Annotated in this window: 14 protein-coding genes; 5 read left to right on the top strand and 9 right to left on the bottom strand. The window is 38.2% G+C overall.

Annotated features, from left to right (window positions below):
- Positions 1–191: 191 nt before the first annotated feature.
- The 3 genes from ptsH (at position 192) to crr (ending at position 2,817) form a co-directional block, all read left to right on the top strand.
- On the top strand, positions 192–449 hold the full coding sequence (gene ptsH, locus A6E06_RS17455; protein WP_005420435.1) for a phosphocarrier protein Hpr: 258 nt from the start codon (positions 192–194) through the stop codon (positions 447–449).
- A gap of 57 nt (positions 450–506) precedes the next feature.
- The gene (gene ptsI, locus A6E06_RS17450; RefSeq protein ID WP_065593849.1) at positions 507–2,231 is read left to right on the top strand and encodes a phosphoenolpyruvate-protein phosphotransferase PtsI; all 1,725 of its coding nucleotides are present in this window, start codon (positions 507–509) and stop codon (positions 2,229–2,231) included.
- Positions 2,232–2,307: 76 nt separating this feature from the next.
- Entirely contained in the window at positions 2,308–2,817 is a 510-nt protein-coding gene (gene crr / locus A6E06_RS17445) for a PTS glucose transporter subunit IIA (protein ID WP_065593850.1), read from the top strand.
- A gap of 329 nt (positions 2,818–3,146) precedes the next feature.
- On the opposite strand, the gene A6E06_RS17440 is transcribed toward crr, so the two are convergent.
- The 3 genes from A6E06_RS17440 to A6E06_RS17430 form a co-directional block, all read right to left on the bottom strand.
- Positions 3,147–4,052 (bottom strand): Dyp-type peroxidase, encoded by a 906-nt coding sequence (locus A6E06_RS17440; RefSeq protein ID WP_065593851.1) that lies wholly within the window; start codon positions 4,050–4,052, stop codon positions 3,147–3,149.
- An 82-nt stretch (positions 4,053–4,134) separates the two neighbouring features.
- The gene (locus A6E06_RS17435; protein WP_065593852.1) at positions 4,135–4,527 is read right to left on the bottom strand and encodes a hypothetical protein; all 393 of its coding nucleotides are present in this window, start codon (positions 4,525–4,527) and stop codon (positions 4,135–4,137) included.
- A 13-nt stretch (positions 4,528–4,540) separates the two neighbouring features.
- On the bottom strand, positions 4,541–4,990 hold the full coding sequence (locus A6E06_RS17430) for a DUF2919 domain-containing protein (RefSeq protein WP_065593853.1): 450 nt from the start codon (positions 4,988–4,990) through the stop codon (positions 4,541–4,543).
- Positions 4,991–5,193: 203 nt separating this feature from the next.
- Here A6E06_RS17430 and A6E06_RS17425 point away from each other — a divergent pair, with 203 nt between their 5' ends.
- Positions 5,194–5,553 (top strand): DUF2956 domain-containing protein, encoded by a 360-nt coding sequence (locus A6E06_RS17425; protein WP_065593854.1) that lies wholly within the window; start codon positions 5,194–5,196, stop codon positions 5,551–5,553.
- Positions 5,554–5,618: 65 nt separating this feature from the next.
- Here A6E06_RS17425 and A6E06_RS17420 read toward each other — a convergent pair whose 3' ends face one another.
- From A6E06_RS17420 to napF, 6 genes are all read right to left on the bottom strand, one after another.
- Positions 5,619–5,750, bottom strand: a complete 132-nt coding sequence (locus tag A6E06_RS17420; RefSeq protein ID WP_065593855.1) for a TIGR02808 family protein — start codon at positions 5,748–5,750, stop codon at positions 5,619–5,621.
- 10 nt (positions 5,751–5,760) lie between these two features.
- Positions 5,761–6,336: a NapC/NirT family cytochrome c gene (locus tag A6E06_RS17415; protein WP_060991610.1), complete on the bottom strand. Its 576-nt coding sequence runs from the start codon at positions 6,334–6,336 to the stop codon at positions 5,761–5,763.
- A 32-nt stretch (positions 6,337–6,368) separates the two neighbouring features.
- Positions 6,369–6,857 carry a nitrate reductase cytochrome c-type subunit gene (locus tag A6E06_RS17410; protein ID WP_065593856.1) on the bottom strand — a complete coding sequence of 163 codons (489 nt, stop codon included), beginning with the start codon at positions 6,855–6,857 and terminating at the stop codon, positions 6,369–6,371.
- A 70-nt stretch (positions 6,858–6,927) separates the two neighbouring features.
- Complete coding sequence (gene napA / locus A6E06_RS17405; protein ID WP_065593857.1) at positions 6,928–9,417, bottom strand: periplasmic nitrate reductase subunit alpha; 2,490 nt, start codon at positions 9,415–9,417, stop codon at positions 6,928–6,930.
- Positions 9,414–9,698, bottom strand: a complete 285-nt coding sequence (locus A6E06_RS17400; RefSeq protein WP_065593858.1) for a chaperone NapD — start codon at positions 9,696–9,698, stop codon at positions 9,414–9,416. The genes napA and A6E06_RS17400 overlap by 4 nt, the downstream gene beginning before the upstream one ends.
- Positions 9,698–10,216: a ferredoxin-type protein NapF gene (gene napF, locus A6E06_RS17395; protein WP_065593859.1), complete on the bottom strand. Its 519-nt coding sequence runs from the start codon at positions 10,214–10,216 to the stop codon at positions 9,698–9,700. The genes A6E06_RS17400 and napF overlap by 1 nt, the downstream gene beginning before the upstream one ends.
- 188 nt (positions 10,217–10,404) lie before the next feature.
- Here napF and narQ point away from each other — a divergent pair, with 188 nt between their 5' ends.
- On the top strand, positions 10,405–12,096 hold the full coding sequence (narQ, locus tag A6E06_RS17390; RefSeq protein ID WP_065593860.1) for a nitrate/nitrite two-component system sensor histidine kinase NarQ: 1,692 nt from the start codon (positions 10,405–10,407) through the stop codon (positions 12,094–12,096).
- Positions 12,097–12,110: the final 14 nt, after the last annotated feature.

Here is a 12,110-nt window from a genome sequence, read left to right as displayed (position 1 = left end):
AATCTAATATAATGTATCAACACCAAGTCATCTTAGTATGACTAAATAAGACAGAATGTATAAATTACTGTCGTTAACTTATTTACATTAAGACGGATTGTTTCTGAAGCAATGATGTGCGAAAGTACGGTCATAAACAGAATTGGTTAACGACATTAATTCAACATAAAATATAAATCGGGGTATACACAATGTATTCACAAGACGTAGTAATCACTGCAGAAAACGGCCTTCACACTCGTCCAGCGGCTCAGTTCGTTAAAGAAGCGAAAGGTTTTGATGCAAAAATCACTGTTACTTCTAACGGTAAAAGCGCAAGTGCTACTAGCCTTTTCAAACTACAAACTTTAGGTCTAACTAAAGGTACTAACGTAACTATCTCTGCTGAAGGCGCTCAAGAGAAAGAAGCAGTAGACCACCTAGTTAAACTAATGGACGAGCTGCATTAATCAGCTTTTTCTTTAATTATTCTCATTCTCTAATTTGATCAATGTTAAGGTAAAGCTATGATTTCAGGCATTCTAGCATCTCCAGGTATTGCTTTTGGTAAAGCATTATTACTTCAGGAAGATGAAATTGTCCTAAACAAAACTCCAATCTCTGAATCTCAAATAGAAGCAGAAGTTAAATGTTTCTTTGACGCTAGAGCTAAGTCTTCTGAGCAATTAGAAGCGGTTAAAGCGAAAGCGCTAGCAACATTCGGCGAAGAAAAAGAAGCAATTTTTGAGGGGCACATTATGCTTCTTGAAGATGAAGAGCTAGAAGAAGAAATCTTAGCACTTATCAAAGACGAAAAGCTTGCTGCTGATTTTGCAATTTACTCTGTAATTGAAGAGCAAGCGTGTGCACTTGAATCTTTAGATGATGATTATCTAAAAGAGCGCGCTACAGATATCCGTGATATCGGTAGCCGCTTTGTTAAAAATGCATTAGGTATCAACATTGTTTCACTGAGTAATATCAATGAAGAAGTTATCCTAGTTGCTAAAGATTTAACACCGTCTGAAACGGCACAAATAAACCTAGACTACGTTCTTGGTTTTGCTTGTGACATCGGCGGTCGTACTTCTCACACCTCTATCATGGCGCGTTCTCTTGAACTTCCTGCTATCGTTGGTACAAACGATATCACTAAGCAAGTGAAAAATGGCGACATGTTAATTCTTGATGCGGTTAACAACAGAATTGTTATCAACCCATCAGAAGCAGAACTGGCTGAATCGAAAAAAATTCGTGACGACTTAGTTGCTGAAAAAGAAGAACTAGCAAAACTAAAAGACCTACCAGCTATCACTCTAGATGGCCACCAAGTTGAAGTTTGCGGTAACATCGGCACAGTGAAAGATTGTGAAGGTATTATTCGTAACGGCGGTGAAGGTGTTGGTCTATATCGTACAGAATTCCTATTCATGGATCGTGATGCACTTCCTACTGAAGAAGAGCAGTATGTTGCTTATAAAGAAGTAGCAGAAGCGATGCATGGTGAATCAGTGATTATCCGTACTATGGATATCGGTGGTGATAAAGATCTACCATACATGGATCTTCCTGAAGAAATGAACCCATTCTTAGGATGGCGTGCAATCCGTATCAGTTTAGACCGTCGTGAAATTCTACGTGATCAATTACGTGGTATTTTACGTGCCTCTGCACACGGTAAACTGCGTATCATGTTCCCAATGATCATTTCTGTTGAAGAAATCCGTGAGCTGAAAAAAGCAATCGAAGAATACAAAGTAGAACTTCGAGCTGAAGGCCTAGCGTTTGACGAAAGCATCGAGATCGGTGTTATGGTTGAAACGCCTGCTGCCGCTGCAATTGCACATCACTTAGCGAAAGAAGTTAGCTTCTTCTCTATCGGTACTAACGATTTAACGCAATATACTCTTGCTGTTGACCGTGGTAACGAAATGATTTCTCATCTGTACAACCCACTATCTCCAGCGGTTCTGCTTGTAATTAAGCAAGTAATCGATGCTTCTCACAAAGAAGGCAAATGGACAGGTATGTGTGGCGAGTTAGCGGGTGATGATCGTGCAAGCTTACTTCTTCTTGGTATGGGCTTAGACGAATTCAGCATGAGCGGTATTTCTATCCCTCTTGTTAAGAAAATCGTTCGTAACTCAAACTTTGCAGCAGTAAAAGCAATGGCAGATGAAGCACTTCAAATGCCTACAGCAGCAGAAATTGAAGCTCACGTTGAAAAATTTATCGCAGAAAATACTAAGTAATAGTATAGTTGCAAAGAATTAAATATAGCCACTAAGTTTTAGTGGCTATTTAATATAAACTTTAGGGAGCTACACAATGGGTCTGTTTGACAAAATTAAAAGCGCATTTTCTTCTGAAAGCGCTAACGTTGGTGCTATCGACATCATCGCACCTCTTTCTGGTGAAATTGTAAACATCGAAGATGTGCCAGACGTAGTATTCGCTGAAAAAATCGTTGGTGATGGTATTGCTATCAAACCTGCTGGCAACAAAATGGTTGCTCCAGTAAACGGTACAATCGGTAAAATCTTCGAAACTAACCACGCTTTCTCTATCGAATCTAACGATGGCATCGAGCTTTTTGTTCACTTCGGTATCGATACTGTTGAACTAAAAGGCAAAGGCTTTACTCGTATCGCTGAAGAAGGCCAAGAAGTTAAAGCTGGCGACACAGTAATCGAATTCGATCTTGCGTACCTAGAAGAGCACGCTAAATCAACGTTAACTCCTGTTGTTATCTCTAACATGGACGAAATCAAAGAGCTTACTAAGCTTTCTGGTGCTGTTACTGTTGGTGAATCTCCAGTTCTTAAAGTAACTAAATAATCTTTCCTAATCGATTGATTTATACCAATGTAACTAATTAGATATTCTATTTATTACGCAGGGAAACCACTTAAGAGTAAGGCAAAAATTCTTATCTGTAGTTATTCTACAATACTAATTTTTAACGCAACTATTAAGTGATTTAACCAGTAAGAATGATCAGATAATTAATGGCATTGGTATTAGTTTACAGAAGACATTAAAAAGGCCGCTGTTCTCTCTAAGAGAAAACAGCGGCCTTTTTGTATCTGCTCTAACATAAATAATTACATTGGCATTAAGCAAATACCATTATTTCTAATGGCACCTACTTTAGCTTTAGAACCGTATTATTTAACCTTTAGCTCAGCGAACATTTCTTGTGATGGTGCGAAGAAGTAGCCACCAGTAACAGCATCCGTAAAACGTAACAATTGATCTGTTTTACCATCGATTTCACCGTACATATTATCCAACATGACCTGGAAATTATGAACAGAATGGCAATATGCGATAAACAGTAAACCATGATCACCCGATACCGAGCCGTATGGCAAGCTATGGCGTAAAATCTTAACGCCTTTACCATTTTCTTTAATATCAACTCGACCTACGTGAGAAGCTGCTGGAACGTCTTCTAGCTCTATTGAATCAGGCTTAGTACGACCAATGACTTTTTCTTGTGCCGCAACAGATAAACGATTCCATGCAGGGATCTTATGCACGAAACGTTGACACATCATGTAGCTTCCACCCGCAAATTCACCGTCTTTAATTAATGCCACTTCAGCGCGCGCTTCATTTTTAGGGTTTTCTGTCCCATCAACAAAATCAGTCATATCACGAGAATCTAGGAAGCGATATCCTGAAGTCTCTTCTTGAATTTCTACGTACTCAGAAATTACATTCATTAGTTTACGTAAAATATAGAAATGCAAATCATGTCGATTTGAGTGAATATGAATTAATACGTCACCATGTGTTGCTGGTGCGATAATATCGCCTTTACCTAATTGCGTAAACTTTGCCAATTCAGGGGGCATTGGAGAAGATAACGTAGCCCAAAAATCAGCACCAAAAGAGATTGCGCTACTTAAGTTCGCATCAGGCTGACTTTCATTTAGTTCAGTAATTAATGAGGGAAGTGCTTGCAGTTGCTCTAATACAAGCTGAGCGTTAGTTTTGATATTTAACGTTACGTATAATGCAAATCGATCTGGTTCTGGCAGTAATGCATTTTGAGGAGTATGTGACATGAACTCAGTTCCTTTCTATTTTGAATTAACTGAGCTCATTATATGTAATAAACTATGGGAGTGTTTGATAAAAAATAAGAGTTTATGAAGAAATTACCTCAACCGAAAGTTTTACTGTTTCATTTGCTGAAGAATCTGACACCATATAAGACTCTAAATTATTTAATTTGGTAATAATTGTTGGAGCACATAATATTCTGATGTTCCCTTCACCTTCTTCTTCAGTGACACGAAAAGCAATTTCAACATTTTCAGCGTCGATATTTTTAAGCTCAGCCCACGCTTGTACTTGGGATTGTTTATCGATTGAATTAAAAACTAACGTTTCTTCACCCAACACTAATGACGCTGATGAGTTCGTTATGCGTTGCATATTCGGGCGATTAATCTCTAACCCCAAATCCAATTGCCAATCCGCCATTACTAGTGGGCTTAATAATGCACTAAATAATAATGCGCTTGTTGATAAATCCATTGTCTGCCCCCTTTTAAGTCAGACTAAAACATATTTTCACTCGTTTACTTCGGAACAAAAATATTAAAAACCAGCTAAGAAATAGGATAATTACCGCGCTTCCTAACTGAAACTCTCCACGATTCACCACGACTGATTGTATTAGCATGGTGAGATCAATAAGAACCATAATAATGGTAAGCCATCGACCTTGCTTCCAAAGGGTGAGCATAAGAGGCCGTGTCGGCTTTTTAAAATTACTTAACCACATAAAAAATACAATGGGTAAGCTTAAATACAAACTAGTATAAAGGTGCGTATGATTAGGGTAAAACAATGCAAGTAAATCTGTTCCTTGCTCACGACTCGCTCCAGCCATTACAAAAACAACAACAGAACGAATTAAAATTGCCCAACCAAACCATAACCACATTGGTGGCTTCAACCAGCCATGCTCGTCATATTCATCAAATGAATAGTGCATTCTCTACCTTCAAATAAACTAACAACTTTCTCAGTAGACTTAGTCAGCTTACTGAAATAATTAAAAATAACGATTGGATAAAATTAAAACTTTGAGCTAAAACCAACTCAAAATTCAAAAGCAATGTTGCCGTCACACTTTGTATCAGTTACTGTTTAAATATACATAAAAATACTCTCAAATATTAAAAATAAAGACTATCTATGACTAATAATAAAAAAGCAAAAGAAACGATTTCTGTTGAGTCACAACAAGAAGCTATGAAGATAGCTAAAGCTACACAAAAACCGGCTCAAACAAAAGAGCAAACTAAATTGATTGCACAAGGAATAGAGAAAGGTATTACTCTTTATAAAAAACAGCAAAAAGAAAAGGCAAGAGAAGCGGATAAGCTAAAGAAAAAAACATTACGTACAAAACAACACAATACTGATCAACCTGAAATAAAAGATAAAGCAATACTAAAAGATAATGCCAAGCCAAAATCAAACAAAGCGTTACCATGGGTATTACTGGCTCTAAGTTGGGTAGGATTTATTTATTATTCTACATCTGGCTTTTAATCATAAAAAAAGAGATGTCGCAATTAAGCGTCATCTCTTTTTTATTATTTTAATAAGGTCTAAAGTTATTCTTTGTCAGCTTTAATTGACAGTACCCAAATAGACAATACTGCAACAACAGCAAAGCCTCCAAGGATGATTGAAGGCATCGCTATATAACCTAACGTATGCCAAATAACCGATTCTAACGTACTCATAGTAAGCTCCTTACCACCCTTCAACGCCAGACATATCAGGCAGCTTATGTGCGATACCTTTATGACAATCAACACATGTTTTATCACCTGATGCTAGTGCCGTTGAATGCTGCTTCGCACTACGAGGGCCTTGCTCAGAGAAATCCATATAATTAAATTCATGACAATTACGACATTCCTGAGAGTTATTTTCTTTCATTCGATGCCACTCTCGCTCTGCCAGATGACCTCGACGCTCTTTAAATTTCTCTTCAGTATCAATCGTTTTTGTTACGTAATGAGCAAACAATTCTTTTGATGCTTGAACTTTACGTACAATTTTATCTGTCCAGTTATGAGGTACGTGACAATCAGAACAGATTGCTCGAACACCAGAACGGTTTGAATAGTGAATGGTTTCTTGGATCTCTTTAACGATTGGTGCATGGCAACCAGAACAAAACTCTTCTGTATTGGTTGCTTCCATACCCGTGTTAAATGCGCCCCAGAAAAGCAAACCACCCATAAAGCCCATAAATAGGACAATACCTACTGCTGCTTTACTTGGAGAAGAAAAACGCTTCCAAAATGCTTTTAATAGTTTCATGTATAGCCTCTCTTAACTGTATTGGCTATTAACTAGCGCAATGAGTCCACACGTTCAAATTCATTTTCAACTAATGGTTTTGCATCAGCTTGAGGGACGTGACATTGTAGACAGAAGTAACGTCGAGGTGATACATCTGAAAGAACAGCATCTTCACGGTTTACATAGTGCGTTACACTGATCTTAGTTGCACCCATTTCTTTTGCATTCTTCCAGCTATGGCACGATAAACACTTATTTGCGTTTAATGATACTTCATAGTTGCGAATGGTATGAGGAACCAATGGTGGTTGATAAACGTAATCACTTTCTAACGCATGGTCACGAGGGAAACGTTTAAAGTCATCCGCTGGGCGTGTCGTTTCTAACTCTGAAGCCCCACGTAATGATTCAACGCCACCGATGCCACCAGGGTTATTTAATTCCGTGGATGGTGATTCGGTAGTTTGTTCTGATTCTGCTTGTACTGCACCTGCAAACAACAGTCCAATTGATAGAAGCGTTATAATGAATTTTTTCATTCTACTTTCTCCGCCTTAAGGCAAACTCTTTGAAATAGACCACCACATCAGATGGTCTATCAATTATTAATTAAGCAATTTTAGTGATTTTAACTGGGCATTTTTTGTAATCCGTTTGCTTAGAAAGCGGATCGGTTGCGTCCAAAATCAACTTGTTAATTAAGATGCGAGCATCAAAGAATGGTACAAAGACCAATCCTTCTGGCGGACGGTTACGGCCACGAGTTTCAACACGAACGCGAACTTCACCACGCTTGTTTGAAATTAATACTTCTTCACCACGGCGTAAATCACGTTTTTTCGCATCCGCTGGATGAATATAACAAAGTGCATCTGGAACGGCTTTATACAGTTCAGGAACACGACGAGTCATTGTTCCTGTATGCCAATGCTCAAGAACTCGGCCAGTACATAACCACATATCAAACTCTTCACCAGGAATTTCTGGAGGCGCTTCATAAGGTGCAGAAATAATCAGAGCTTTACCATCAGGCTTGCCATAGAAGTCCCAATCAGATCCTTTTTTAGCGTATGGATCTGAGCCTTCTTTAAAGCGCCATAATGTTTCTTTACCATCAACAACAGGCCAACGTAAGCCACGTACTTGGTGGTAAGTATCGTATGGTGCTAAATCATGACCATGACCACGACCAAACGTTGCATACTCTTCAAATAGGCCTTTTTGAACATAGAAGCCTTGATCTTTCGCGTCATCATTTAGCTCTTGAGCTTCAGATAATGGGAAGGCATCTACGTTGCCATTTTTGTAAAGTACGTCGTACATAGTTTTACCGCGGAATTCAGGTGCTTTAGCTAATAGCTCTTCGCCCCACACTTCTTCTACTGTGAAGCGTTTTGAGAATTCCATGATTTGCCATAAATCAGATTTTGCTTCGCCTTTTGCTTGTACTTGTTGGTACCAAGCTTGAGTACGACGCTCTGCATTACCGTAAGCCCCTTCTTTCTCTACCCACATTGCTGTAGGAAGAATCAAATCAGATGCTTGAGCAGTTACTGTTGGGTACGGGTCAGAGCACACAATGAAGTTTTCTGGATTCCGATAACCCGGAAGACGCTCACCATTAATATTTGGGCCCGCTTGCATGTTGTTGTTACACATAACCCAGTAAGCATTAATCTTGCCGTCTTTAAGCATGCGATCTTGAACAACAGCGTGAGCACCAGGTGTACCATTCAATGTACCTTCTGGCAGCTTCCAGATTTTTTCTGAAATTGCACGGTGCTTAGGATTAGCAACAACCATATCTGCAGGTAGACGATGTGAGAATGTACCTACTTCACGAGCCGTACCACATGCAGAAGGCTGACCAGTCAATGAGAATGGACTGTTACCCGGCGTTGAAATCTTACCCGTTAACAAGTGAATGTTATAGACAAGACTGTTCATCCAAACACCACGAGTGTGCTGGTTCATACCCATTGTCCATAAAGACATTACTTTCGTTTTTGGATCCGCGTATTGCTTCGCTAATGTGATCAGATCTTCTTCTGATACACCTGACATTTCAGAGGCTTTTTCTGCTGTGTATGGTGCAACTGACGCTTTATATTCCTCAAAACTGATCGAGCTCATCGCCCCAGAGTTAGGATTCTCAGCTTCCATTTGAAGCGGGTCAGTATCACGAAGACCATAACCGATGTCAGTCGTTGCTTGCTTGAAGTTCGTATGTTTATTAACGAAATCCCAGTTCACTGCATCGTTTTGAATGATGTAGTTAGCGATGAAGTTAGCAATTGCAAGGTCAGATTGAGGTTCAAAAATGTACCCTTTGTCTGCTAATTCAAATGAACGATGGTAGTAAGTCGATAATACGTTCACTTTAACGTGTGGATTACTTAAACGACGATCTGAAATACGAGTCCATAATACTGGGTGCATTTCAGCCATATTTGAGCCCCACAATACAAAAGAATCTGCGTGTTCAAAATCATCGTAACAACCCATTGGCTCATCAATACCAAAAGTACGCATAAACGCACCTACCGCAGAAGCCATACAGTGACGAGCGTTCGGGTCGATGTTATTTGAACGGAAACCGGCTTTCATCAGCTTAACCGCGGCATAACCTTCCATTACAGTCCACTGACCTGAACCAAACATACCAACACCTGTTGGACCGTGTTTTTTCAGAGCCGCTTTCCATTTTTCTGCCATTGTATCGAACGCAACATCCCAAGATACAGGAGCAAAATCACCTTCTTTATCGTATTGACCATCAGTCATACGCAACATTGGCGTTTGAAGACGATCTTTCCCGTACATAATTTTAGAAAGGAAATAACCTTTAATACAGTTAAGACCTTTATTTACTGGCGCTTCTGGATCACCTTGAGTCGCAACAACACGACCATTTTGAGTGCCCACAAGTACAGAACAGCCAGTACCACAAAAACGACAAGGCGCTTTATCCCATTTAATTTTTGTTTCGTCAGAACTAACGATTAAATTAGTTGCAGATGCAGGCAATGTAATACCTGCAACAGCTGCAGCTGATGCTGCGGCGTTTGCTTTAACAAACGCACGTCTTGTCATTTTCATGATTCATCCTCACATTGCGAATCAAAGTGCTCGATTTGGTGGAAAACTAAAGCGACATTTAGAATTCCTTCGAAGTCATTTATTTTATCGATTGAATCGGTGATATATCCTTGATTCTCAGTTTCAAGTACAACAATTAACTTGCCCTCTTCACTTTCTCCATGGATTTCCGTATTCGGTAGTGCCAGTATTTTTTCTTTTGTCTGCTTTAAAAATTCAGGTTTAACATGAACCACTAAACTTGAAATATGAACTTCGTTCTCAGGCAAATTTTCTAGCATTATTTTTGCTCTTCCAGTGTCATGCTGATAGCAGAAGTAGGGCAAACGGCTACGCAGCCTCCACATCCATTACAAACATCTAAGTTAATTTGAGGCTGAGCAACGTTACCCAGCACAAGTTGAAAGCGGATAGCTTGTGTTTCACACATATCACTACAACTACGACATTCAACTGAGTGCTTTGCTAAACAACTTTCATTTATAGATATTTTATGAGAGAAAGTTGGCACAATAGTTAAATCAAATAGGTTTTCAGGGCAATTTTGTGCACATCCTTCGCAAAAAGTGCACTCCCCTTTAGTAAAATCGACAATAGGAAAACCACCATCGCCTTTAACAATTATATTTTCTTCGCACGCTTTAATACACTTTTCACATTGAGTACATTTAGACACGAAATCAGCTTCATTATTAACCCAAGGTAATCGTTGTTGTATTAAAGGATGTATCTTATTCTTACTTGAAAAACGATGAAAAATACCACGCTTAGAATGATCAATTAGATTATTTTGACTCATCTATTCACAACTCCCATCGTTTATTCACAATTTTATACGTTGGATTTTAAATTTTGTTATATTTATTGATATACCCCATAATGGCTAAACGAGGGGTGTATTTGTTTTAGATCAATTTTTAAAACAAATAAAAACAACAAAATAGAGTTTATTTAACTCTAATTAACTATAGGTCAGATTTAACAAAGATGAAACAAACAAAGACCTCAATACTAACAAAAACCATTGCTCAAGTAATGTTATGGATAGTCCTTATTTCTATCATCACTACTAGCTTTGCTTTAATGACTTTATCTTCTAGTTTGAAAGATGCTGAGGCGGTTAATATATCTGGCTCACTACGTATGCAAAGTTATCGGTTAGCCTATGATATTGAAACTAATTCCCCAGAAATAGTCAGTCATTTAAATAAGTTTTCTGACTCTATTGACTCCCCCTCTTTTCAAGCATTAGAGCAGTGGTTTGTTCCTGATGATATTGAACTTTCTTATCAAGACATTCGTTTACAATGGCACTCCTTAAAGCCAGCATTACTCAGTGACAACAAACAAATTTATTTAAATAAAGTGTCTTTATTTGTAGATCAAATCGATCACTTTGTTTTCAGGTTACAACAATTTTCAGAACGAAAATTAATCACACTATCGATTATCGGGGCTCTTGGATTATCTTTAATCGTTTTTTTAAGTGTTTTTATTATCTTTTTTACTCAACGACAAATCGTTAGTCCATTACATCGACTTGTCCAAGCGAGTAAAGCTATGACAAAAGGCAATTATTCGGTCCAAGTAGACTTAAAAAGTGATAATGAATTAGGGCTATTAAGTGATTCGTTTAACCATATGGCAAAACAAATTCACTTTAACTACCGAGAATTAGAAAATAGAGTTGAGGATAAAACGAAGAAATTAAGCCAAGCGAATCGCTCATTGACTACGTTATATAAATGCTCACAACAATTATCAGCATCACAACTAGACGAGCAAACCTTTAAAAATATTCTTGATATATTCATTCATATTGAAGGCGTCACGAGTGCTCGCCTGATAGTAGAAGAAGCCTCTGGTGGTGATTGGGAAATAACCAGTGGCGAATCCAACGATTCTCCGTGGAGCCTACAAGAACTGAGTATTGATGGTGAGCAACTTGGTTATTTAATGTGGCAATTCTCTTTACCTTGCCCTGATCAAAAACTCATTATTAATATCTCAAATATCCTTGCCCGTGGCATTTTTTATAATCAAACCCAAAAACAAACCCATCAGTTAATTTTGTTAGAAGAGCGATCCGCTATTGCTCGTGAACTTCATGATTCTTTAGCTCAATCGCTATCTTATTTAAAAATTCAAACGACCCTATTAAAGCGTCAGCTTGTGAAGTGTGACTGTAAAAATACAGGCAATACGTTAATTGAATTAGATGAAGGACTTAAAAGTGCCTATACTCAATTAAGAGGATTACTTAATACTTTTAGATTAACCATCAATAAAGCTCATTTTGGAGAGGCTCTACAAGAAATCACAACCACATTGGCAGCGCAAACCAACATAAATATTAGAGTAAATAATGAACTGCCTTCTCTACCTATCAATGCCCAACAGCACGTCCATTTATTGCAATTAATACGTGAAGCGACATTAAATGCCATCAAACACTCAAAAGCTGATAATATTATCATTACGTGTTTTCAAGACAGTGAGCAAGGCTGCATTAACATTGAAGACGATGGAGTAGGATTTGATCCTACAGAAGAAAAGATCAATCACTATGGATTAAGAATAATGCAGGAACGCGCTAACTGCGTTCATGGCACTTTATCTATATCCTCTGAATTTGAACACGGTTGTACAGTGAACGTTACGTTTCCACTAAACCAATAAAATAGAAGGTAAAA

Source organism: Aliivibrio sp. 1S175 (assembly GCF_001690985.1).
Taxonomy (GTDB): domain Bacteria; phylum Pseudomonadota; class Gammaproteobacteria; order Enterobacterales; family Vibrionaceae; genus Aliivibrio.
The sequence above is the reverse complement of the archived record's forward strand: the minus strand, read 5'-3'. Positions and strand labels throughout refer to the sequence as shown.